The sequence below is a fragment of the Stenotrophomonas sp. STM01 genome, from assembly GCF_014852135.1.
Lineage (GTDB): Bacteria > Pseudomonadota > Gammaproteobacteria > Xanthomonadales > Xanthomonadaceae > Stenotrophomonas > Stenotrophomonas capsici.
On sequence record NZ_JACVBA010000001.1, the window covers coordinates 776,603 to 798,640 of the forward strand.

General features: G+C 67.6%; 21 protein-coding genes and 1 riboswitch. Of the genes, 12 read left to right on the top strand and 9 right to left on the bottom strand.

The features are described from left to right. The first annotated feature begins 8 nt into the window (after positions 1 to 8). Together IB227_RS03570 and IB227_RS03575 are read left to right on the top strand one after the other, a co-directional pair. The gene (locus IB227_RS03570; RefSeq protein ID WP_192286328.1) at positions 9 to 827 is read left to right on the top strand and encodes a M15 family metallopeptidase; all 819 of its coding nucleotides are present in this window, start codon (positions 9 to 11) and stop codon (positions 825 to 827) included. Then, the gene (locus IB227_RS03575; protein WP_318639521.1) at positions 808 to 2,244 is read left to right on the top strand and encodes an FAD-binding oxidoreductase; all 1,437 of its coding nucleotides are present in this window, start codon (positions 808 to 810) and stop codon (positions 2,242 to 2,244) included. The genes IB227_RS03570 and IB227_RS03575 overlap by 20 nt, the downstream gene beginning before the upstream one ends. A gap of 150 nt (positions 2,245 to 2,394) precedes the next feature. Here IB227_RS03575 and IB227_RS03580 read toward each other — a convergent pair whose 3' ends face one another. From IB227_RS03580 to IB227_RS03600, 5 genes are all read right to left on the bottom strand, one after another. Then, on the bottom strand, positions 2,395 to 3,069 hold the full coding sequence (locus tag IB227_RS03580) for a DNA-3-methyladenine glycosylase (RefSeq protein WP_192286329.1): 675 nt from the start codon (positions 3,067 to 3,069) through the stop codon (positions 2,395 to 2,397). Positions 3,070 to 3,073: 4 nt separating this feature from the next. Then, positions 3,074 to 3,445 (bottom strand): DUF423 domain-containing protein, encoded by a 372-nt coding sequence (locus IB227_RS03585; protein ID WP_192286330.1) that lies wholly within the window; start codon positions 3,443 to 3,445, stop codon positions 3,074 to 3,076. A 102-nt stretch (positions 3,446 to 3,547) separates the two neighbouring features. Further along, positions 3,548 to 4,690 carry an SRPBCC family protein gene (locus tag IB227_RS03590; RefSeq protein ID WP_192286331.1) on the bottom strand — a complete coding sequence of 381 codons (1,143 nt, stop codon included), beginning with the start codon at positions 4,688 to 4,690 and terminating at the stop codon, positions 3,548 to 3,550. Between the two features lie 279 nt (positions 4,691 to 4,969). Further along, entirely contained in the window at positions 4,970 to 5,611 is a 642-nt protein-coding gene (locus IB227_RS03595) for a response regulator transcription factor (protein WP_132864540.1), read from the bottom strand. Further along, the gene (locus IB227_RS03600; RefSeq protein WP_132864541.1) at positions 5,611 to 6,810 is read right to left on the bottom strand and encodes a sensor histidine kinase; all 1,200 of its coding nucleotides are present in this window, start codon (positions 6,808 to 6,810) and stop codon (positions 5,611 to 5,613) included. The genes IB227_RS03595 and IB227_RS03600 overlap by 1 nt, the downstream gene beginning before the upstream one ends. Positions 6,811 to 6,963: 153 nt before the next feature. Here IB227_RS03600 and IB227_RS03605 point away from each other — a divergent pair, with 153 nt between their 5' ends. The 5 genes from IB227_RS03605 to IB227_RS03625 all read left to right on the top strand — a co-directional run bounded on the left by IB227_RS03605 (position 6,964) and on the right by IB227_RS03625 (position 9,965). Next, positions 6,964 to 7,554, top strand: coding sequence for a GNAT family N-acetyltransferase (locus IB227_RS03605; protein WP_132864542.1), 591 nt, complete (start codon positions 6,964 to 6,966; stop codon positions 7,552 to 7,554). 2 nt (positions 7,555 to 7,556) lie between these two features. Beyond that, entirely contained in the window at positions 7,557 to 8,318 is a 762-nt protein-coding gene (gene minC / locus IB227_RS03610) for a septum site-determining protein MinC (RefSeq protein WP_192286332.1), read from the top strand. A gap of 33 nt (positions 8,319 to 8,351) precedes the next feature. After that, positions 8,352 to 9,164, top strand: coding sequence for a septum site-determining protein MinD (gene minD / locus IB227_RS03615; protein ID WP_132864544.1), 813 nt, complete (start codon positions 8,352 to 8,354; stop codon positions 9,162 to 9,164). A gap of 2 nt (positions 9,165 to 9,166) precedes the next feature. Continuing rightward, the gene (minE, locus tag IB227_RS03620) at positions 9,167 to 9,418 is read left to right on the top strand and encodes a cell division topological specificity factor MinE (protein WP_132864545.1); all 252 of its coding nucleotides are present in this window, start codon (positions 9,167 to 9,169) and stop codon (positions 9,416 to 9,418) included. Between the two features lie 79 nt (positions 9,419 to 9,497). After that, a complete protein-coding gene (locus IB227_RS03625) occupies positions 9,498 to 9,965 on the top strand; it encodes a hypothetical protein (protein ID WP_192287261.1) in 468 nt (155 codons plus the stop codon). A gap of 124 nt (positions 9,966 to 10,089) precedes the next feature. On the opposite strand, the gene IB227_RS03630 is transcribed toward IB227_RS03625, so the two are convergent. Further along, positions 10,090 to 11,379, bottom strand: coding sequence for a HAMP domain-containing sensor histidine kinase (locus IB227_RS03630; RefSeq protein WP_192286333.1), 1,290 nt, complete (start codon positions 11,377 to 11,379; stop codon positions 10,090 to 10,092). Continuing rightward, on the bottom strand, positions 11,376 to 12,068 hold the full coding sequence (locus IB227_RS03635; RefSeq protein ID WP_192286334.1) for a response regulator transcription factor: 693 nt from the start codon (positions 12,066 to 12,068) through the stop codon (positions 11,376 to 11,378). Before IB227_RS03635 ends, IB227_RS03630 begins: the two co-directional genes overlap by 4 nt. A 250-nt stretch (positions 12,069 to 12,318) precedes the next feature. On the opposite strand from IB227_RS03635, the gene IB227_RS03640 reads away from it, so the two are divergent. The 5 genes from IB227_RS03640 to IB227_RS03660 all read left to right on the top strand — a co-directional run bounded on the left by IB227_RS03640 (position 12,319) and on the right by IB227_RS03660 (position 19,470). Then, a complete protein-coding gene (locus IB227_RS03640; RefSeq protein WP_225591694.1) occupies positions 12,319 to 13,956 on the top strand; it encodes a glycosyltransferase family 39 protein in 1,638 nt (545 codons plus the stop codon). A 133-nt stretch (positions 13,957 to 14,089) separates the two neighbouring features. Further along, on the top strand, positions 14,090 to 14,860 hold the full coding sequence (locus IB227_RS03645) for a phosphatase PAP2 family protein (protein ID WP_192286336.1): 771 nt from the start codon (positions 14,090 to 14,092) through the stop codon (positions 14,858 to 14,860). Further along, positions 14,857 to 16,518, top strand: a complete 1,662-nt coding sequence (locus IB227_RS03650; RefSeq protein ID WP_192286337.1) for a phosphoethanolamine--lipid A transferase — start codon at positions 14,857 to 14,859, stop codon at positions 16,516 to 16,518. Before IB227_RS03645 ends, IB227_RS03650 begins: the two co-directional genes overlap by 4 nt. A gap of 181 nt (positions 16,519 to 16,699) precedes the next feature. Next, positions 16,700 to 18,703, top strand: a complete 2,004-nt coding sequence (locus IB227_RS03655) for a M2 family metallopeptidase (RefSeq protein WP_192286338.1) — start codon at positions 16,700 to 16,702, stop codon at positions 18,701 to 18,703. Between the two features lie 68 nt (positions 18,704 to 18,771). Continuing rightward, entirely contained in the window at positions 18,772 to 19,470 is a 699-nt protein-coding gene (locus tag IB227_RS03660) for a hypothetical protein (protein ID WP_192286339.1), read from the top strand. Positions 19,471 to 19,832: 362 nt separating this feature from the next. On the opposite strand, the gene IB227_RS03665 is transcribed toward IB227_RS03660, so the two are convergent. Together IB227_RS03665 and IB227_RS03670 are read right to left on the bottom strand one after the other, a co-directional pair. Further along, complete coding sequence (locus IB227_RS03665) at positions 19,833 to 20,249, bottom strand: hypothetical protein (protein WP_192286340.1); 417 nt, start codon at positions 20,247 to 20,249, stop codon at positions 19,833 to 19,835. Between the two features lie 70 nt (positions 20,250 to 20,319). Then, positions 20,320 to 21,540, bottom strand: a complete 1,221-nt coding sequence (locus tag IB227_RS03670) for a multidrug effflux MFS transporter (protein ID WP_192286341.1) — start codon at positions 21,538 to 21,540, stop codon at positions 20,320 to 20,322. A gap of 326 nt (positions 21,541 to 21,866) precedes the next feature. After that, positions 21,867 to 21,975, top strand: a riboswitch (glycine riboswitch). The last annotated feature ends 63 nt before the right edge of the window (positions 21,976 to 22,038 follow it).

The window sequence follows — 22,038 nt, forward strand, 5'->3', positions numbered from 1 at the left end:
CTGGGCGGATGCGCAACGCCCCCCATCTCCTGATCAACACCCCGGATATCGAAATCTGGCCCGGCGGGTTGCTGCACGCACGCAGCAACCACGATGCACGCCTGCTGGCGCGGGCCAGCCATGTCCTGCGCCGCAAGCAGGACGGGCGCTACCTCGCCGCGCAGCTTGCTGGCGGGCTGATGCCCCTGCTCCCCCGCCTGGCCGATGCCGCCGGCATCAACGAAGCCCTGGCCGCGCTGGAAACCCGCCTCACGCAACCGGCGCGCATCCCACCACCGCCGGGCACGCTTCCGCTGGACCGCCTGCAGCAGCGCCTGGACCAGCTCGGCCTGGATGAGGCCCGCTATGCCGAACGCACCGGTCTGGCGCTGGTGGCCGAACCCGCACACCTGGCCTTGGCCGGCTTCGACCGCTACCGCCGCCCCCTGTGGCTCACCCGTGCCGCGGCGCGCGCGTGGCAGCGCATGCAGCAGGCCGCCGCGGCCGACGGCATCGCCCTGGAGGCGATTTCCGGGTACCGCAGCCACGCCTACCAGCTGGGCATCTTCGAGCGGAAGCAGGCGCGCGGGCTGTCGGTGGAACAGATCCTCACCGTCAATGCCGCACCGGGCTACAGCGAACACCACGGCGGCAACGCGCTGGACATCAGCAGCCCCGGCGAGCCGGCCGCCGAGGAATCCTTCGAGCACACGGTCGCGTTCGCATGGTTGCAGCAACACGCCGCCACGTTCGGCTTCCACATGAGCTATCCCCGCAACAATCCGCACGGCATCGTCTACGAGCCGTGGCATTGGTGCCTTGCCAGCCGTGACGACGCACCGAACTGATCCGCGCCGCCGTGCGGTGCTGCAGGGCACGCTGTCGGCAGGCCTGCTTGGCGGCTTGACGGCGTGCCGTCGCGACGCCGGGCAGCGGCAGGCGAGCGATGTGGCGCAACTGGACCAGACCCGGATCGCCGGCACGTTGCACCCCACCGGCAGCGCCGGCATTGCCGCGGCACTGCGCCGTTGGCCCGGGGTGGTCTGCATCGCAGGCGGCCGCTACAGCATGGGCGGGCAGACCCGCGAACCCGACGCGCTGCAGCTGGACATGACCACGATGAACCGCCTGGTCTGGCTGGACACCGCCCACCGGCGGGTGCGCGTGCAGGCCGGCATGCGCTGGCGAGAGCTGCAGGCGTTGATCGACCCGCACGACCTGTCGGTCAAGGTCATGCAGAGCTACAGCAACTTCTCCATCGGCGGATCGGTCTCGGTCAACTGCCATGGCCGCTACATCGGCAATGGTGCGTTGGCTGGCACGGTGCGCGCCCTGCAACTGGTCACCGCGGCCGGTGAAACGCTGGAGCTCTCGCGCATGCAGCAGCCGGAGCTGTTCGCCGCGGTGATCGGCGGGTACGGCGGGCTCGGCGTGATCACCGAGGTCGAACTCGACCTGGCCGACAATGAAGTGATCGCGCGCAAGGTCGAGCAGGTTGCACTGGCCGACTATCCGGACTGGTTCCAGGCGCAGGTGCTCGGCCGGGACGACGTGGTGCTGCACAACGCCGACCTGATCCCGCCGGACTTCGACAGGCCCCTGGCGATCAGCTGGCGCCGCAGCCATGCGCCGCTGACCGACCCGCTGCGGCTGATGCCCGGCCAATCCAGCTACCCCAAGCAGCAGAACATGATCTGGGCCGCCTCCGAGCTGCCGGGAGGCGACCAGTTGCGCGACGTCTACCAGACCCGGCAATTGCTGGCCCAGCCACGCGTGATCCGGCGCAACCTGGAGGCCAGCCTGGACGCGACCGCGCTGGAACCCCGCACGCGGCGCATGTCGTCCTATCTGCTGCAGGAGTACTTCGTCCCGATGTCGGCCTTCGCATCGTTCGCACGGGCGATGGCGCGCATCCTGCGCGAGGGCGAGGCCAATGCGCTGAACATCTCGATCCGGCACGCACCGGCGGACACCACCTCGCTGATGCGCTGGGCGCGCGAGGACGTGTTCTGTTTCGTGCTGTACCACAAGCAACGCAACTGGAATGCGGCCGAGCAGAACACCCGTCGCTGGACCCGGCAGCTGATCGCCGCCGCGCTGGCACATGGCGGTTGTTACTACCTGCCCTATCGCCTGCATGCCACGCTGGCGCAGTTCCGCAGCGCCTACCCGCAGGCGCCCCGCTTCGCCGCGATCAAGCGCCTGGTGGATCCGGACAACCGCTTCCGCAACCTGCTGTGGGACCGCTATCTGCCGCACGGCTGATCCCGCGGGAGCGGCCGCCACGAACGACGGAACTGCACCGGGCGAGGCAACTGCCCCGCGGCAGCGAAGCGGCGCGAGTCACGCCGTGAATCCTGACCGGGACCGGGAGCCTGCCCACTTCGCGGCCGAAGCCGCACCTACCGGCGGCGCTCAATCCTGAGAGCGGTTGGTGGCCGGCTTCGGATCAGCGCTGAAGTCCGCGATCCGCCACAGGTACAGGCTGGCGTAGGTGCGGTACGGCCCCCAGCGCTCACCCCGTTCGGCCAGCGCCTTGGGCGTCGGCACCGCCCCGGCCTTGTCCACGCGCTGCGCGCCCTTGCGGATGCCCAGGTCATCGATCGGCAGGATGTCCGGCCGGCCCAACCGGAACATCAGCATCATCTCCACCGTCCAGCGCCCGATGCCGCGCACCGGCACCAAGGCCCGGATGATGTCCTCATGGTCCATCGTCGACATCTGCCGCAACGTCGGCAGTTCGCCGGCGGCCTCGCGCCGGGCCAGGTCACGCAGCGCCAGCGACTTGTTGCCGGACACGCCGCACGCGCGCAGCCCGGCATCATCGATCAACGACAAGGTATCGGCATGCAGGCGCCGGCTGCCGATGGCCGCCTCCACCCGGCCCACGATCGTGGAGGCCGCCTTGCCGCTGAGCTGCTGGAACAGGATCGCGCGCGCCAGCGCATCGACCGGATCGAACGATCGCTTCCAGCCATCCGGCGCCGGCAACGGCCCCAGCCGGCGGATCCAGCCGGCCAGCTTCCGATCACTGCGCTGCAGGTGCGCCAGCGCCTGATCGACATCGAAACCACGCGCATGACGCGGCATGGGGTCAGCGCTTCAGCGCACTGAGTGCCAGCAGCACCCAGCCCCCCATCAGGGTCGTGCCGCCGGCCGGTGCAAGCGTGGTCGGCCACTGCGCCAGCACGCTGCCGGCCAGGCTGCCGGAGAACAGCAGCGTCCCCAGCAGCAGCACATACAGCGCGACCCGCGCGAGACCGTTCAACGACGACCCGCCCAGCACCGCCAGCACCGCGCCATGGCCCAACGCATACAGCGCGGCGGTGTTCAGGTGCGACTGCGCCAGCGGCTCGCTCACGCCGTGCGAGGCATAGGCCGACAGCCCGATCGCCACGGCCGCCAGCAAGCCGCCACAGAACGCCAGGAAAGAAGGTTTACGCGAACGTCGTTCCTGTCCAAGCATGTGCCTGCTCCCGTCTGCGGGCCGGCCGGGCCGGCCCAAAAAAAACGCGCCGCAGGGAGCGGCGCGTTTTCGTGTATCACTTCACCAGCAACATCCGGCCGCTTACTTGACGGCCCAGTAGATGTCGTAGGTGCCGTCGGTGGTGAACGCCTTGTCCACGCCACCCTTCCACGACTCGTACGGACGATCCACCACTTCGTTGCCCATGGTGGTTGCCCAGGCACGCAGCGCGTTGCGGGCGACATCCAGGCCAGCCATGTGGCCGGTGTAGGCAGCGGTGGCAGCACGGTGCGGCGTGGTGTGCACGTAGGTGACCGGGTTGCCGGACGGGATCTTGACGGTCAGTGCATCACCGGAAGCGGCAACCGGCGCCGCCGGGGCGGCAGCTTCGCCGTCCTTCTTGTCCTTGTCGCCGGCGGCAGCCGGAGCAGCACTGCCCTTGCGGACCGGCAGGACCACGTCGAAGGCGTACTTCTCGGCACCGAAGTCGGTGGTCACGATGCGCACCGGACCGGCGGCGACCAGGCCGTTGGCATCCATCGCACGCTTGATCCACTCCATGTTGTCGTTGATCGACTGCTTGATGGAGTCGTTGTTGCGGTCGATGTTGCCGGCGTTGACGACCAGCAGGTTCTCGGCCGGCAGCTCGACGACCTTCAGGTCGGTCAGCGGCGCTTCGGCAGCGGCGTAGTCAACGTTCGGCACCGAGGCCAGCATGTTGGCCATGCGCGACAGGCCCAGCTTCAGGTCGTCGCCGACGTGGCGGCTGACGTACAGGCCGGCGTAACGGCCGAACAGGTCGAAGCCGTACTTGACCGAGTAGTCCTGGGTGATCTTGACGTTGCGGTCGTTCTTGCCGGTCGGCTCCAGGGTGAAGGTGGTCACCTTGTCCGTGCCGCGGGTCACGTCGTCGATGGCGATCACGACGCGCTTGTTCTTCTCGCTTTCCTTGATCTCCCAGCTGCCCTGGCCCAGGGCGTCATTCTTGGAGGAGTACTCCATGCGGGCACCGACGCCAGCATCCGGACCGCTGTACTTCAGCTCGACCGCCTTGTCGCGCAGCACCAGCGGGTTCCAGTCCTTGAAGCGGCGCAGGCTGTTGACCGTGTCATACACGATCGTCATCTTGCGGTTGGTTTCGATGCTTTCGGAAATGTGGCGCTCACCCGGCAGACACACGCCGATGATGACAAACAAGCCAGCCACGATCCCCAAGGCAATCAGGAACTCGATAATACGGGTCATTCAGGAGTCTCCGGGGCCGATCCCACGGCCGGGTTGATTGAAGCGAAGCCCCCATCCTATCAGGCTTTTCGCACGATGTTGATTACAAATGGCGTACCGGTTTCCATCCCCGGATGGCGGCGTCAGATCGACAGACCGCAGGGTAGCGCATCAACCGCCAAGCAGATGTGCCTTCATGCATTCGTCAAGGCCACGTGATGACCCTGAGCCGCCCATTCTCACTCCAGTGGCACCGCCGGCACCAGTACCCCACGCGTATTCATCCAACTCTCCCACCGCTCAGACCAGCTGCAGCTCGAAGGCCTTGAGCACCGCACGGGTACGGTCGCGCACACCGAGCTTGGACAGGATGTTGGAAACGTGGTTCTTGATGGTGCCCTCGGCCACGCCCAATGAGTTGGCGATCTCCTTGTTGGAGAAGCCGCTGGCCATCAGCCGCAGGATCTCGGTCTCGCGGTCGGTCAACGGGTCCGGGCGGTCCAGGCTGACGAACTCGTTGCGCATGTGCTCCAGCCCGGACAGCAGCCGCTGGGTCACCGCCGGCTGCACCAGCGAGCCGCCCTCGGACACGGTGCGGATCGCACCGACCAGCTGCTCCAGGGTGACGTCCTTGAGCAGGTAGCCCTTGGCCCCGGCCTTGAGCCCGGCCAGCACCAGCTGGTCGTCGTCGAAGGTGGTCAGGATGATCGACGGCGGCAGCTGGCCCAACCGGCTCAGGGTCTGCAACGCCTCCAGCCCGGACATCACCGGCATGCGCATGTCCATCAGCACCACGTCCGGCTTCACGGTCGGGATCATCTCCACCGCCTGCCGGCCGTCGGTGGCCTCGGCCACCACTTCGATGCCGTCGTCCAGCGCCAACAACGAACGGATGCCCTGCCGTACCAGGGTTTGGTCGTCCACCAGGCAGACACGGATCATCAGTTCACTCCTTGTGGCCCCGAGGCCAACATCATATGGGTAGTCACCGGCAGGCTGGCGCGAAGGCGGAAGCCCTCCCCCTTGCGTGCCGATACATCGAGGCTGCCCTGGTACTGGGCCAGCCGCTCACGCATGCCGCGCAGGCCATTTCCCGGCAGGATCTCGTCAACTTCACCGCCAATGCCGTCATCATGGGCATCAATGACGATCTCACCCCCTTCCCGCTCGACCTGGATCCAGAGGTTGCGGGCGCCGGCATGACGCACCGCATTGGTGATGATTTCCTGGGTGCAGCGCAGCAGCACATGGGCGCGCTCGGGGTCCTCGACGTTCAGCGGGTCGTCCATCTGCAGATGGATGTCCAGCGACGGCACCCGCTCGGTCAGCGGCCGCAGCGCCGCGGCCAGGTCGATGGCCCCGCTTTCGCGCAGCTGGCTGACTGCCTCGCGCACGTCGGTGAGCAGCAGCTTGGCCAGCGTGTGCGCCTGCCGGACATGCTCCTGGGCCTGGCCCTCGGTGATGTGGCCGGCCACTTCCAGGTTCAGGCTCAACGCCGTCAGGTGGTGCCCGAGCAGGTCATGCAGCTCGCGGGAAATACGGGTGCGCTCGTTGACCCGGGCACTTTCGGCCAGCAGCAGGCGCGTGGCGCGCAGTTCGGCGTTGAGCCGGCGCTGCTCCTCGCGGGCCAGCGTCTGCTGGCGGGCGACCAGGCTGGTGACGAACACGAACATCGAGAAACCGCCGTACAACAGCGACTGCAGCAGCGCCTCGAACAGCGGCAGGCCGATGATCAGGCTGTAGACCGGCAGCACCGCCAGCTGGCTGACCACCAGCCACAGCACGCCCACCCATTTGCTCAGCAGCCACGGGATCACCCCCGCCGCCACCATCATCAGGATGCTGCCCAGCCCGGTGCCGGATATGTAGCTGACCACCAGCGCCGAGATGGTCAGCAGCAGCAGGGCCAGCCGGTCGTACCAGCCGGTATGCCCGGCGGCATTGAGCCCCCGGGTCAGCCAGAAGTAGCAGCCACCGAAGGACAGGTAGGCGATGAACAGCCAGGCGGCCTCGTTGGCGCCCGGCTGCATCATCCCTTCTTCGGGCGCGTACTGCGTATAGATCAGCGGCAGGCTGACCAGGGCCCAGGTGAACAGGCCGGCCAGGCGGAGGACGCGGGTATGGCTGAGGTATCCCAACATGCGTGCATGGTAAGGATTGCAGGGCCCGTGCGCTCTCCCACGGAAGTCATGCCCGCCAACGGCATGGGGCCGCTCGCCGCCTCCGCGCCAGCCATGCGATAATCGCGGCAAAGCCCGCAGGGCCGACGACCGTTTCACCCCCACGGAGTCACAATGTCGATTGTCATCCGCGACGTGCGCGAGCACGAGCTTGATTCCGTTCTGGCACTGAACAATAACGCTGGCTTGGCGATCCTCCCGCTGGATGCGGCCAAGGTCCGTCGCTTCTACGAGACGGCCGAGTATTTCCGCATCGCCGAGCGCGACGGCAACATGGCCGGCTTCCTGGTCGGCTATGGCAGCCACGCCGAGCACGACAGCTGCAACTTCGCCTGGTTCCAGAAGCGTTACCCCAGCTTCTTCTACATTGACCGCATCGTGGTGGCCAGCCGCCGCCGCGGTGGTGGCGTGGGCCGGGCGTTCTACGCCGACGCCCAGAGCTACGCCGAGCTGCGCTATCCGCAGATGGCCTGCGAGGTGTTCCTCGACCATGGCGCCGATGCCGCGCTGCTGTTCCATGGCAGCTTCGGCTTCCGCGAGGTCGGCCAGAACACCATGCCGGACGTGGACGTGCGGGCCAGCATGCTGCTCAAGGACCTGTGCAGCTACGAATGGGTGAAGGAAACCTATGGCGACAACCTGCCCGACGTTCCTTGGGTGGGCAACACACGCCGGCCGCTGCAGCAGCGTCCGACGGGAACCTGAACATGGCAGTGAATTTGGATTACGAACAGGCAGGTGAACTGAAAATCGGGCAGGTCGGCATCGCCAACCTGCGTATCCGCACCCTCGATGTGGCGCGACTGACCCAGGAAATGCACGAGCGCGTGGCGCGTGCGCCGAAGCTGTTCGGCCGTGCCGCGGTGATCCTGGACTTCGGCGGGCTGATCCAGCTCCCCGACCTGGCCACGGCCCAGGCACTGCTCGCCGGCCTGCGCGAGGCCGGCGTACTGCCGGTCGCCCTCGCCTACGGCACCCAGGAAACCGAGCGCCTGGCCGAGCAGCTGGGCCTGCCGCTGCTGGCCAAGTTCCGCGCCCAGTACGAACGGGCCGATGCCGAACCGGCAGCGCGCCCGCGCGCACCGGAACCGGCACCCGCCCCGGTACCGGCGCCCCCCGCGCCTCCGGCCGCTTCGCCGCAGCCGGGCCGCATGCAATTGACCAACGTCCGCTCCGGCCAACAGCTGTACGCGGAGAACTGCGACCTGACCGTACTCTCAACGGTGGGTGCCGGCGCCGAGGTCATTGCCGATGGCAGCATCCATATCTACGGTACCCTGCGTGGCCGTGCCCTGGCTGGCGCGCAAGGCAATGAAGCGGCTCGCATCTTCTGCCGCGACTTCCATGCTGAACTCGTTGCCATTGCAGGACGCTACAAGGTGCTGGACGATATTCCGGACAATCTGCGTGGCAAGTCCGTGCAGGTTTGGCTGGAACAGGACCAGATCATGATCGCTGCGCTGGATTGACGCAGCCCACCCCGAATATTCAGGAGAAATCCTTTGGCTGAAATCATCGTTGTCACTTCCGGCAAAGGCGGCGTGGGCAAGACCACTTCCAGCGCCAGCATCGCGTCTGGCCTTGCACGCCGCGGCAAGAAGGTTGCCGTCATCGACTTCGACGTCGGCCTGCGCAACCTGGACCTGATCATGGGCTGCGAGCGCCGGGTGGTGTACGACTTCGTCAACGTCGTCCATGGCGAGGCCACGCTCAAGCAGGCCCTGATCAAGGACAAGCGTTTCGAGAACCTGTACGTGCTGGCTGCCTCGCAGACCCGCGACAAGGACGCGCTGAACAAGGAAGGCGTGGAGAAGGTCCTCAAGGACCTGGCCGCCGACGGCTTCGACTACATCATCTGCGACTCCCCGGCCGGCATCGAGAAGGGCGCGTTCCTGGCGATGTACTTCGCCGACCGCGCCGTGGTGGTGGTGAACCCGGAAGTGTCCTCGGTGCGTGACTCGGACCGCATCATCGGCCTGCTCGACTCCAAGACCGCCAAGGCCGAGACCGGCAACGGCGGCGTGCCGGCCTTCCTGCTGCTGACCCGCTACAGCCCGGTCCGCGTGGAAAGCGGCGAGATGCTCAGCATCACCGACGTGGAGGAAGTGCTGGGGCTGAAGGCCATCGGCGTGATCCCCGAATCCGGTGACGTGCTCAACGCCTCCAACAAGGGCGAACCGGTCATCCTGGACGCCGAATCGCCGGCCGGCCAGGCCTATGAAGACGCGGTGGGCCGCATCCTCGGCGAGGAGCGCCCGATGCGCTTCACGACGGTCGAGAAGAAGGGCTTCTTCAGCAAGCTGTTCGGAGGATAAGCATGGGACTGCTCGATTTCCTGAGGCAGAAAAAGAACACCGCCGAAACCGCGAAGAACCGCCTGCAGATCATCATCGCGCAGGAGCGCAGCACCCGCGGCGGCCCGGATTACCTGCCGCTGCTGCAGCGCGAGCTGCTGGAAGTGATCAAGAAGTACGTCAACATCGATGCCGACGCGGTCAAGGTGGACCTGGTCAAGGACGGCGCCAACGACGTGCTCGACATCTCCGTCGCCCTGCCCGACGACAAGTGATACCCACCCGGCGGCCACGGCCGCCGGGCACCCCGTACCCGTGAACGAAACCCTTTCCCCCGAACCGACCGCCACGGTGATGTGCGTCGGCGACATCCAGTGGGACGACGCCGTCGCCCTGCTCGCCCGCCACGGGCTGCGTCTGAACCACGTCGCTGCCGGCGAGACCATCCCCGGCAGCTACTGGGGCGAGCCGGAGGCCGGCATCATCGCCAACGACGTATACGTGCGCGATGACACGCCGATCCATTCGATGCTGCACGAGTCCTGCCACCTGATCGTGCTGCCGCCCGAACGGCGCGCGCAGGTGCATACCGACGCCACCGATTCGGTGCCCGAGGAAGACGCCACCTGCTACCTGCAGATCGTGCTGGCCGGGCAGTTGCCCGGCGTGGGCAGCGCGCGGCTGATGGCCGACATGGACGCCTGGGGCTACACCTACCGGCTGGGATCGACGCAGGCCTGGTTCGAGCAGGATGCCGACGACGCCCGGCGCTGGCTGGTTGAACGCGCGCTGCTGCCGTCGTTGGATGCGGCCGCGCCGTAGCAGCGCCCTCAGGCGCGAAGCCAGCCGTCTGCCCGCCCCTTCGCCGCGATCGCCGCCGGCCGCATTGACGCGGGCACGCCCCGCACCCTGCCGCGCCTTCCCGGTTTCGCGGCCGAAGCCGCGCCTACGCCGAGTCCGGCGGCAACGAACTGCCCATGTCGAGGGTGACGCGGGTGCCGCGCTCGGGTTGCGACTGGATAGTCAGCTCCCAGCCCAGGTGGTCGCACAGGCGTGCGATCAGGTCCATGCCGATGCCCGAGCCCGGGTTGCGCTCGCCCTTGGCCAGCCGCGCGTAGAGCTGGGCGACCTCCTCCGGGCTCATGCCGTGACCGGGGTCCTCGATGGTCACCACCGCCTGCGCCGAAGCGCTTATCCGGATCATGCCGCGGTCGCTGTTCTCGATCGCGTTGCGCAGCAGGTTGCCGATCGCCGCCTGCACCACGCCCATCGGCGCGATGATCCGGCAGGGCTCCGCGTGCAGCTGCATGTCCAGCTCCTTGCCGCAGGCCAGATGCCGGTGGTCCTCGATGATTTCCGGCAACAGCTGCTCCACCGCCAGCAACTCGCTCATCGCCGACAACCGCGCCGGGTCCCGCGCCAGCACCAGCAGCAACTGGATCAGCTGCTCCACGCCCTGCGCGGTACCACGCACCCGCTCCAGCTGCTGGCGCGCGCGCGGCGGCAGCTCCGGCTGTTCCAGCGCCAGTTCGGCGGCGCCGCTGATCACGGCCACCGGCGTGCGCAGCTCATGGCTGGCCGCGCTGATGAAGGCGCGCTCGCGCTCGACGAAGTGCTCGTTGCGCTGCAGGTAGTCGTTCAACGCACCGGCGATGACCTCCATCTCGGCCGAACCGCGCCGGTCCACCGCCACCCGCTGCCCGCGCTGTTCGGGCCGCAGCGCGGCGATGTCGCTTGCGAGCGCGGACAGGGGGCGCACCAGCCGTGCCACGCCCAGCCATGCCATCAACAGGGTCACGATGACCAACGCCACGCCAGCCAGCAGCGACCAGCGGGTGATGAAGTGCTCCAGCTCACCGAAGTCGGTGATGTCCAGCGCCAGGATCACCCGTCCGTAATCGGAGGTATCGCGCACCATCACGGCGGTCTGCTTGCCCAGGAACAGCGCACCGTCATGCAGGCCGGGATGCAGCGTGGCCATGCTTTCCGGGATGGGCGCGCCACCACGCTCGATGAACAGGTGCAGGGTGTCCGAATCCTGCCAGTGGTAATCCCGGTCCATGCGCATGTGCGCCAGCACGCTGTCCAGTTCGGTGTTCAGCAGGGAGCGCCAGACCGCATGCTCGGCGTGCTCGTGCACGTAGTTGGCGGCGCTGAACACCACCAGCGTGATCAACGCCAGGTAGATCCCCAACCAACCCAGCAGCTTGCGCCGCAGCGTGGAGCGCCGGCTCATCCAGTGGTTCCGGGCGACGGCGCCGACAACCGGTAGCCGACCCGCGGCAGGGTATGCAGCAGCTTCTGGGCGAACGGGCCATCCACCGCACGCCGCAGCTCATAGATATGGGAGCGCAGCATGTCGCCATCCGGCGGTTCGTCGCCCCACAAGGCGTACTCCAGCTGGTCGCGGGTGACCGCCGCCGGGCTGGCGCGCATCAGCACCTCCAGCAGCTTGCGGCAGGCCGGGTACAGGTGCAGCACCTGCCCGTCGCGCCGGGCCTCCAGCGAACCCAGGTCCAGCTGCAGGTCGTGGACCTCCAGCACCTTGCGCGGGTTGCGTCCCTTGATCCGCGCCAGCACCGCATCCAGCCGCACTTCCAGTTCGGGCAGGGCGAACGGCTTGGTCAGGTAGTCGTCCGCCCCGGCACGGAAGCCGGCGATCTTGTCCGGCAGCTCGTCGCGGGCGGTGAGCATGATCACCGGCACTTCGGAGCGGTGTTCCTCGCGCAGGCGGCGCAGCACTTCCGGCCCCTCCATGCGCGGCAGCATCCAGTCCAGCAGGATCGCGTCGTAGTCCTGGGTCGCGGCCAGGTGCAGGCCGGTCACCCCGTCCGGCGCCACGTCGAGCACGTGCCCGCGGGCCTCGAAGTAGTCGAACAGGTTGGCGATCAGGTTGCGATTGTCTTCCACGACCAGCAGCCGCATTGCGTTGGACCTCTCCGGTCCCGGCCAGGCCCGGGATCAATTCGGCGATCATCCTAGCGCCCCGGCCGTCGGAATGCCGTCGAAACGCGCGACAATTTCGACGCGCTTCCTACGTCGGGAGCGTCATCATCCATGCCGACCCCTCTGTGAGCCGCACGTGCGCCCGTCCAACCACCGCTCATCCTCCACCCGACTCTGGTTCGCCATCCTCATCGCGCTGGTGGTCGCCAGCCTGCTGGCCGGCCTGGGCATGCGCTCGCCGACCCCGCCGGACGAACCCCGCTTCGTGCTGGCGGCCCGGCACATGGTCGAGACCGGGCAATGGCTGCTGCCCCATCGCGGCAGCGAGCTGTATGCCGAGAAGCCGCCGACCTTCATGTGGATCCAGGCCGGCACCTACAAGCTGCTGGGCAGCTGGAACCTGTCCTTCCTGCTGCCGTCCCTGCTGGCGGCGCTGCTGACGCTGTGGCTCACCTGGGACATGGCACGCCGCCTTTGGAATCCCCGGGTAGCGCGCTACGCGGTGCTGGCGCTGTTCGTCAGCCTGCAGTTCGGCCTGATGGCCAAGCGCGCGCAGATCGACATGGTGCTGGTCGGCATGACCACGCTGGCGCTGTGGGGGCTGGTCCGGCACCTGCTGCTGGGGCCGAGCTGGGGCGCGCTGGCGCTGGCGGCATTTGCCGCCGGGGTCGGCACCGTGACCAAGGGCGTGGGCTTCCTGCCGCTATTGATGCTGGTCCCGTGGGTGATCTGGCGCTGGCGGCACCCGCAGGCGGCCGGCCCCGGCCGCAGCTGGAAGTGGTGGCTGCTGCTGCCGGCCTTCCTGGCCGGTACCGCCGTGTGGCTGGCGCCGCTGGGCATCGCGCTGCTGCAGAACCCCGACCCGGCCCTGCAGTCCTACGCGAAGGAACTGCTGTTCAAGCAGACCGGCACCCGCTATGCCAACGCCTGGCACCACCACCAGCCGTTCTGGTACTACCTGCAGGTGATGTTCACCCTGTGGGTGCCGGGCAGTCTGTTGTTCCCGTGGCTGGTGCCGGCGTGGTGGCGCCGCTGCCGCCGCGCCGACCCGCGCTACCTCCTGCTGCTGGGCTGGGCGCTGCTGGTGCTGGTGTTCTTCAGCGCCAGCCCTGGCAAGCGCGAGGTCTACATCCTGCCGATGCTGCCGGCGCTGGCGGTGGCCGCGGCCCCACTGCTGCCCGGCCTGCTGCGTCGCACCGGCGTGCGCTGGGTGCTGATGCTGTACGCGCTGCTGCTGTCCCTGGCCACGCTGGTGATCGGTTACGGTGCCGTGCATGGCGATGGCTGGGCGCAGCGCAATGCGGTCAAGCGGGCGATCGACCCGTGGGTGCTGCCGCAGGTGGGGTGGTGGCTGATCGGCTTTGCCGTGGCCACCCTGCTGGTCATCGCGGTACTGCGCCTGCGCCGGGCCGGGCTGGCCGTGGTCCTCACCACGGTGCTGCTGTGGTGCATGTATGGCCTGGGCGCGATGCCGGCGCTGGACCCGTACAGTTCCGCGTCGCGGGTGATGGACCAGGTACGTGAGCGGATCGGCCCCGATGCCGAACTGGGCATGGTGGCCTGGCGCGAGCAGAACCTGCTGCAGACCTGGCCGCAGGCCACCGACTTCGGCTTCAAGCGTCCGGTCGCCGGCCAATGGGAAGATGCAGCCCGCTGGGTGGCACAGGCACCGGAGCGCCGCTGGCTGTTCGTGCTGGACAAGGTGATGAGCCCCTGTGCCGACCGCAGCCAGGTGATCGACATCGGCAGCGCCAACCGCAACAACTGGCAATTGCTGCCCGGCACCGCGCTGCAGGCCGACTGCGTGGCGCGCACGCACGGCGTGGTCGACGATGCCGACGCGGCACTCCAGGACGACGGCGACTGAGCCGCCGTGGGCAACGCGCCGGGCCCGTGGACCGGCGCTGAACCTCCCACATATTTACGACATTGCTCCGACCCGTCTCCGACAGAACGGGGCACAGCATGCGCCCATCGACCCCTGATGGTGCGCCTGTTCCATGCCCCCCTTCGCTTCTGCCCGCCCGTGGCGCCCGGCGCTGCCGGGAGCCCGCCTGGAGTTCGCCACCCGGGCCCTGTTGATCCCCGCCGCGGTGCTGCTGCTTGCCAGCGTCGTGTTGATTGCCGGCAGCGGCGACCAATGGCTGGCTGACCAGCTGTATCGCTGGCAGGGCAGCCGCTGGGCACTGAAGGACGCCTGGTGGAGCAGCCACCTGGTCCACAAGGGCGGCCGCAACCTGAGCTTCCTCGCCGCCGCGCTGGTCATGCTGGCCCTGCTGCGCACCTGGTTCAACGCGTCATGGCGGCCATTGCGTCGCCCGCTGTCCTACCTGCTGATGGCGGTGGCCCTGTCCAGTGGACTGGTGTCCCTGCTCAAGAGCTGGACCCACATGGACTGCCCCTGGGACCTGGAACGCTACGGCGGACTGCGCCCCTTCATCGGCCTGTTCGAGTCGCGCCCGGTCTCACTGGGCCATGCGGCCTGTTTCCCGGCCGGTCACGCCAGCGCCGGCTACGCCTGGCTGGCCATCTACTTCTTCATGCTGCAGGTCCGCCCGCAATGGCGCTGGCCGGCGACCCTCTCCGTGCTGGGGATCGGCCTGGTGTTCGGCATCACCCAGCAGCTGCGCGGCGCGCACTTCCTGTCCCATGACCTGTGGTCGCTGGCGATCAGCTGGACCGTGGCCGTTGGCCTGTACCTGGTCATGTTCGAGCCCTCCCCGTCCACCACAACCGCAACCCTGCCAAAGGCACCGGGAGAACACGCATGAGCACCACCCTGCCCCGCCCCGGTGCTTCCCGCCTGTCCTGGAGCGCGCTGCGCGACTGGCGCCCGGAGATCAGCAGCGAAGCCTTGATCCTGCTGTCCAGCATCTTCTTCGCCGTGCTGTGCAATGGCCTGTTCTGGCGCAACGCCATGGCCACCAACCCGGGCAACGGCCTGTTCGCGTTGTCCCTGTTCACCCTGCTGGTCGGCGTGCACGCATTGCTGTTCGGGCTGCTGGTGTGGCGCTGGAACGCCAAGGTGCTGCTGAGCGTGCTGTTCATCACCACCGCGTTCGCGGTGCACTACATGAGCAGCTTCAACGTGTACCTGGACGCGGACATGCTGCGCAACGTGCTTGCCACCGACCACAAGGAGTCCGGCGAGCTGATGACCGCGGCATTGATCCTGCCCTTGCTCGGCTACGGCGTGCTGCCCACCGCACTGCTGTGGCGGCTGCGCATCCGCAGGCGCAGCCTCGGTCGCACCTTCCTGTGGCGTGGCGTGTTCCTGCTGGGCGTGGTGCTGGTCACCGCCGCCGGTGCGATGGCCTCCTTCCAGAACATCTCTTCGCTGATGCGCAACCACCGCGAAGTGCGCTACCTGGCCACGCCGGTGAACTACCTGATCGCGCTGAAGCAGAACCTGTCCAGTGCCAGCCCGATCAAGCACCAACCGAAGCAACCGATCGGCACCGATGCCCAGGCCACGCCGCGCGCGGCGGGCAGCAAGCCCCGCCTGCTGGTACTGGTGGTCGGTGAAACCGTGCGTGCCCAGAACTGGGGCCTGAACGGCTACGCCCGCCAGACCACGCCGGAACTGGCGCAGACCGGCGCGATCAACTTCCCCGACATGCATGCCTGCGGCAGCAGCACCGAAGTCTCGCTGCCCTGCATGTTCTCGCCCTACGGCCGCCACGACTACGACGAGAAGGCCATCCGCAACCACCAGTCGTTGCTGCACGTACTCGAGCATGCCGGCATCAGCACCCTGTGGCGCGACAACCAGTCCGGCTGCAAGGGCGTATGCGATGGCCTGCAGATCGAACGGCTGGACGATGCCACCCTGCCCGGCCTGTGCGCCAACGGCCGCTGCATGGACGAGATCCTGATCAACGACCTGGCCGCGCAGGTCCGCGCCAAGCCGGGCGACCGCGTGGTGGTGCTGCATCAGCTGGGCAACCACGGCCCCAGCTACTTCGAGCGCTATCCGGCGCAGTTCCGCCAGTTCGCCCCGACCTGCGACACGGCCGACCTGGGCAAGTGCAGCCGCGAACAGATCGTCAACAGCTATGACAACGCGATCCGCTACACCGACCATTTCCTGAGCCGCACCATCGCCAGCCTGCGCGAGATGGGCGACTACGACACCGCCATGATCTACCTCTCCGACCATGGCGAATCCCTCGGCGAGAAAGGCCTGTACCTGCACGGCATGCCCTATGCCATCGCGCCGGAGGAGCAGACCCGGGTGCCGTTGCTGATGTGGTTCTCGCCCGGCTTCGCCGCCGACCGCGGGCTGGACCTGCAGTGCCTGCGCCAACGCACCCAGCAGCGCGCCGACCAGGACAACCTGTTCCCCTCGGTGCTGGGGCTGATGCAGGTGCGGACCTCGGTGTACGACCGCAGCCGCGACCTGTTCGCCGATTGCACGACTCCGTCGTAGGAGCGCCTTCCGGCGCGGGGCCGATGACCCCGCGCCCTGCCAAAGCCGGGAGGCTGCCGGCATCCCGGCTTCGCGGCCAAGGCCGCTCCTGCCACGCCCCCTCCCTGACCTGGTCCACTTGCAGGGCACGCCCCGCCCCACTAGCCTTCGCCGGTATTCGCAACCATTACCGGGGATTTCCGTGAAACATCGTCATCTGTTGCTGGCCGCCGCCGTGGGCGTGGCCGTGCTCTCGCTGGCTGCCTGCAAGAAGGAAGGCACGCCGGAGGCCGCCAAGCCGGCCACCAGCGCCGCCGCACCGGCCGAAAGCGCCGACCAGTTCATTGCCCGCGTCAACGCCGAGTACAAGGCGATGTACCCGGAGATGACCTCGGCGCAGTGGCTGTCGTCCACCTACATCAACGACGACTCCGCGCGCGTGGCCGCCAAGGCGAACGAGCGCTGGCTGACCACCCTCAACGGCTGGATCGAGCAGGCCGGCAAGTACGAGGGCCAGCCGATGAGCGCCGACACCGCCCGCGCGATCAGCCTGCTCAAGCTGATGACCTCGATGCCCGCCCCGCGCGACCCGCAGAAGCTGGCCGAGCTGGCGGCCATCGCCACCAAGCTGGAAGGCGACTACGGCGCCGGCACCTACTGCGTGGGCGAAGGCGACAGCCGCAACTGCCGCCAGCTGGGTGACCTGGAGAAGGTACTGGCCACCTCGCGCGACTACGACAAGCAGCTCGATGCCTGGCAGGGCTGGCAGTCCACCGCCGTGCCGTCGCGCGCCAACTACCAGCGCTTCGTCGAACTGGTCAACGAAGGCGCCCGCGAACTGGGCTATACCGATGCTGGCCAGATGTGGCGCAGCGGCTACGACATGCCGGCCGACCAGGTTGGCCCGGAAACCGATCGCCTGTGGGAGCAGGTCAAGCCGCTGTACGAGCAGGTGCATTGCTATACCCGCGCCAAGCTGGACAAGGAATACGGCAAGGACAAGGCGGAAGTTGGCGGCGGCATGATCGCCGCGCACCTGACCGGCAACATGTGGCAGCAGGATTGGAGCAACCTGTGGGACATGACCGCGCCGTACCCGAACGCGGGCAGCCTGGACATCACCGCCGCGCTGGAAAAGCAGTACCAGACCAACCTCAGCGCCGCCCTGGCCAAGGCCGGTGGCAGCGACCCGGCGAGTCGCTTCAAGGCACAGCGTGACGCGGAGCTGGCCACCGCCCGGCAGATGACCGAGCGCGCGCAGGACTTCTACGTGTCGCTGGGCATGCCCAAGCTGCCGGAGAGCTACTGGCAGAACACCCAGTTCATCAAGCCGATGGACCGCAACGTGGTCTGCCACGCCAGCGCCTGGGACATGAACATGGGCGGTGACGGCAAGGATGTCGGCCCGGACGTGCGCACCAAGATGTGCATCACCCCAACCGAGGAAAACTTCACCACCATCTACCACGAGCTGGGCCACATCTATTACGACCTGGCCTACAACCCGCTGCCGCCGCTGTTCCAGGGCGGTGCCAACGACGGCTTCCACGAGGCCATCGGTGACACCATCGTGCTGGCGATGACGCCGAAGTACCTGAACTCGATCGGCCTGGTCGGTGCGCAGCAGGAAAGCCGCGAGGCCACCATCAACGCGCAGATGCGCATGGCCATGTCCGGCGTGTCGTTCCTGCCGTTCGGCCTGATGATCGACCGCTGGCGCTGGGGCGTGTTCGACGGTTCGATCAAGCCGGACCAGTACAACCAGAAGTGGTGGGAGCTGAAGGCCCAGTACCAGGGCGTGGCCCCGGCCAGCGCACGCGGCGAGGAGTTCTTCGACGCCGGCGCCAAGTACCACGTGCCGGGCAACACCCCGTACCTGCGCTACTTCCTGGCGCGCATCCTGCAGTACCAGTTCTACAAGGGCCTGTGCGATGCGTCCGGTTACACCGGCCCGCTCAACGAGTGCAGCTTCTATGGCAACAAGGAAGCCGGCCAGAAGTTCTGGGCGATGCTGAGCAAGGGCTCCAGCCAGCCGTGGCAGGCCACGCTCAAGGAGCTGACCGGCAACGACAAGCTCGACGCCGGCCCGATGCTGGAATACTTCGCCCCGCTGCAGGAATGGCTGAAGCAGCAGAACGAAGGCCAGATGTGCGGCTGGACGGCAGCACCGCCGGCGGCCGTCGCCGCACCGACGACCACGCCGTAAACACGACGGACCGGGTTGACCACGAAGGGCGCCGTTACGGCGCCCTTCGTTCATCCACGGTCAGGCGCATGACGGAGATCATGCGGATGCGGGCCAGGCTCCACCGGCCCGACATTGACAGCCCTCATTGGCATGAACATCTTGCCCGCCTATTCCTGGAGACCCGAATGCCCCCTGCAGCGCGCACCGTGTTTTTCCTCCTGCTCGCCACGCAGACTGCGGCCGGATGGGCTGCACAACACACCGAGCCCCTCCGCGTCGGCTACACCGAACGCGATCGCGCCTTCGGCTTCACGTTCACACCGCCCGCGGGCAAGGACTGGAAACAGGACAAGTGGGGCAGCGGAAACCTCAGCGTCGACTGGAACGCGGGCTCGACCACCGACAGCAGGAAGATCGAGGCCTACATGACCCGGCCCGATGTCCCGACCAGCCCCCTTTCCGGCTACATCGAGAACATCCGGCGCAAGCTGGAGCAGGACTTCTCCAACAGTCCCGCCGCCACCATCAACCACCTGCAGGTAAGCGAATACCCGACGGACAAGCGCTGCGCCAGCATCCACCTGCGGCTTGAGCTGCGGCAACCCGCCGCCGATGGACAACGGCAATGGGCCGAGCAATACACCTTGTCCTGCGGTTCGCCCCGCTACGCCGATGTTGGCTACGAACTGCGCTACTACCACCGCTACACCGACGCGCACCGCGACCCGAACCTGCAGGCCAAGGCCGAGCAGGTGCTGGGCAGCATGCGGATCGAAGAGGACTGATTACCGGGCCAGGCGGCTGGATGGAAGGCCGCTCCTGCGGATCCCTGGCAACCGGATCGGCGTGCCATCGGGGCCCATGGCGTCATCGTTGCCGCTTTTCCCAGCATCGTTGCCACTTCCTGCGGCATCGCTGGAACATCCCACCCGATGCGTGCCATCCGAAGCGGCATGACTGGCGCTTTTTTCGACATCCGTGCCGCTTCAACGGGCAATGCCGGCGCCCCATGCGACATCACCGGCACAGGGGCGACATCGCTGCACCTTGAAGGGAGGGGCCTGCCGCTCCAGGTGACACGCCTGCCGCAGAAACAACAAAGGCGCCCTCGGCGCCTTCGCTGATCCGGCAACTTCCCCGCAGACGCTCAATGCGTGCCAGCGGCGCTCTTCGCGCCCACGCCCAGCTCACCGGCCAGGTTGCGCTTGTAGGTGTCGAAATCGATACCCTGCTCGGCCACCTCCGCGTGCGCGGCGTCCTTCAGTGCGTCGGAATACATCAGGCGCACCGGGGTGTTGTTGTTCTCGTGCCATTCGGCGGCCTGCATGATCAGCGCCAGCACGCGTGCGGCGCTGGTGGTCTCCCCGGCGATCTTGCCGTCCATGCCCAGCACCCACTCGCCGTCGCGGCGGACGATGCCCGCCAGCAGGCTGCGCTGCTGGTCACGCAGTTCGGCGTGCGGCTCGACCTTGGCCTTCGGTGCCGGGTTGGCCTCGGCCTGGTTGCGGGCGCGCTCGGCCAGTTTCTTCTTCGCCTCGCGGCGGCCCTTGGATTGAATCGACATCGTGATGTGCTCTTTGCCGTCGCCGCTGATGGCGGCAGGGATAGTGTCCCCGATCGGGGGTGAAGATGGATCAGGCCGCCGGGGTGTTGCGTTGGGCGCGCTGGCTGATGCGCTCCCACTTCCACATCAGCCCGCTGCCCAGCGCGAACAACGCCGCGCCGATGGCCAGGCCCAGGCCACTGCGGCTGAGCAGCGGCGACAACACCCCGGCGATGACCGCATTGGTCACCAGCGTGCTGAAGGCCTGCATCGAGGAGGCCGTGCCGCGCTGGCGCGGGTACATGTCCAGGATCGCCAGGCTCAGGATCGGGAAGATCAGCGCCACGCCGAACGAATTGAGGGTCAGCGCCAGCACCGCCCACGGCACGCTCATCTGCGGGGCCAACGCGTTGTAGGCAATGTTGTAGACCGCCGCCACCGCCATGAACGCATAGCCGATCCGCACCGCGCGCGTTCCGGCGATGCGCCCGGCCGCGCGGCCGGAGGCATAGGCGCCCAGCGCCATGCCGCCGATGGTCGGGATGAACAACCAGGCGAACTGCTGCTCGTTCAGGTGCAGCAGGTCCAGGATGAACGCCGGTGCCGAGGCGATGTACAGGAACAGCCCGCCAAAGCCCAGCGAGCCGGCCAGGGCCAGGCGCAGGAAGCGCGGGTTGACCGCGATGCTCCAGTAATCCTGGGCCAGCCGTGCCGGGCGCAGGCTCAGCCGGGCCTGCGGCGGGTGGGTTTCCGGCAGCCACAGGCAGGTAACCACCAGCAGCAGCGTGGAGAACGCCACCAGGAACCAGAAGATGCCCTGCCAATGGCTCCAGCCCAGCAGCCAGCCGCCGATGATCGGGGCGATGGCCGGGGCGATGGAAAAGATCATCGACACCTGGCTCATCAGCCGCTGGGCGTCGTCGCCGTCGTACAGGTCACGGATGACCGCCCGGCCGATGATGTAGCCCACGCCGGCGGACAGGCCCTGCAGGCCGCGGAACAGCAACAGCGAGCCCATGTCGCGCGACAGCGCGCAGCCGATCGAGGCTAGGATGAACACCACCAGCCCGCCGATGATCACCCGTTTGCGGCCCAGCGCATCGGACAGCGCGCCGTGGACCAGGCTCATCAGCGCATAGGTGAGCAGGTAGACGCTGATGACCTGCTGCATGGCCAGTTTGTCGGCGCCCATCTGCGCGCCGATCTGCGGGAACGCGGGGAACACCGCGTCGATGGCGAACGGGCCGAACATCGACAACCCGGCCACCAGCGCGGCGATCCGTCGCAGCGAAACCTGCTTGCTTGCTTTCATGGCTTCCTGTGGAACAACGTGCATCGGCACCGGCAGGCACACCGGTGCGGGAGGGAAAATGAACAGGGCCGGACACGGTAACGCCGCGCGGCCATATCGCGCCTGTTTATCCGGACATGAACCCGCGTCAGCCCGCGGTACCGGCCTCCCCGCCCACCGCGTGCAACGCGCGATCCTCGGGCCGGGAACGGAATGGTAATCCAAGCCGGTGCGCAGGTCTGCCCCGGGCTATAATCGGCCGGCTGTACGAACACGGTGGGAGAAGCGGCTGACCCCGCTGCCGAAGGCGCAAACGCCCGTAAATCGCTCAGGCCCGATACCACCTGCACCAAAACTCTGGAGAGACCGGTTCAATCCGGCGCCGAAGGGGCACGAAGCACACGATCCTCGTCGCGTTGCTTCCAAACTCTCAGGCAAAAGGACAGAGGGGCGCGAGGCAAGCCACCGGCTTGCCGGCCGTGATGCCGCCTGCGCGGCAGCGGGGCCGTACCGGTGCTT

Excerpts from the sequence above, each read along its gene's own strand:
- IB227_RS03670 (WP_192286341.1), bottom strand. The coding sequence starts at position 21,540 with ATGAAAGCAAGCAAGCAGGTTTCGCTGCGACGGATCGCCGCGCTGGTG.
- IB227_RS03660 (WP_192286339.1), top strand. The coding sequence starts at position 18,772 with ATGACGGAGATCATGCGGATGCGGGCCAGGCTCCACCGGCCCGACATT.
- IB227_RS03600 (WP_132864541.1), bottom strand. The coding sequence starts at position 6,810 with ATGTTGGGATACCTCAGCCATACCCGCGTCCTCCGCCTGGCCGGCCTG.
- IB227_RS03590 (WP_192286331.1), bottom strand. The coding sequence starts at position 4,690 with ATGACCCGTATTATCGAGTTCCTGATTGCCTTGGGGATCGTGGCTGGC.
- IB227_RS03650 (WP_192286337.1), top strand. The coding sequence starts at position 14,857 with ATGAGCACCACCCTGCCCCGCCCCGGTGCTTCCCGCCTGTCCTGGAGC.
- minE (WP_132864545.1), top strand. The coding sequence starts at position 9,167 with ATGGGACTGCTCGATTTCCTGAGGCAGAAAAAGAACACCGCCGAAACC.
- IB227_RS03640 (WP_225591694.1), top strand. The coding sequence starts at position 12,319 with ATGCGCTCGCCGACCCCGCCGGACGAACCCCGCTTCGTGCTGGCGGCC.
- IB227_RS03605 (WP_132864542.1), top strand. The coding sequence starts at position 6,964 with ATGTCGATTGTCATCCGCGACGTGCGCGAGCACGAGCTTGATTCCGTT.
- IB227_RS03645 (WP_192286336.1), top strand. The coding sequence starts at position 14,090 with ATGCCCCCCTTCGCTTCTGCCCGCCCGTGGCGCCCGGCGCTGCCGGGA.
- IB227_RS03570 (WP_192286328.1), top strand. The coding sequence starts at position 9 with ATGCGCAACGCCCCCCATCTCCTGATCAACACCCCGGATATCGAAATC.
- IB227_RS03625 (WP_192287261.1), top strand. The coding sequence starts at position 9,498 with ATGTGCGTCGGCGACATCCAGTGGGACGACGCCGTCGCCCTGCTCGCC.
- minC (WP_192286332.1), top strand. The coding sequence starts at position 7,557 with ATGGCAGTGAATTTGGATTACGAACAGGCAGGTGAACTGAAAATCGGG.
- IB227_RS03630 (WP_192286333.1), bottom strand. The coding sequence starts at position 11,379 with ATGAGCCGGCGCTCCACGCTGCGGCGCAAGCTGCTGGGTTGGTTGGGG.
- IB227_RS03635 (WP_192286334.1), bottom strand. The coding sequence starts at position 12,068 with ATGCGGCTGCTGGTCGTGGAAGACAATCGCAACCTGATCGCCAACCTG.
- IB227_RS03585 (WP_192286330.1), bottom strand. The coding sequence starts at position 3,445 with ATGCTTGGACAGGAACGACGTTCGCGTAAACCTTCTTTCCTGGCGTTC.
- IB227_RS03580 (WP_192286329.1), bottom strand. The coding sequence starts at position 3,069 with ATGCCGCGTCATGCGCGTGGTTTCGATGTCGATCAGGCGCTGGCGCAC.
- IB227_RS03595 (WP_132864540.1), bottom strand. The coding sequence starts at position 5,611 with ATGATCCGTGTCTGCCTGGTGGACGACCAAACCCTGGTACGGCAGGGC.
- IB227_RS03665 (WP_192286340.1), bottom strand. The coding sequence starts at position 20,249 with ATGTCGATTCAATCCAAGGGCCGCCGCGAGGCGAAGAAGAAACTGGCC.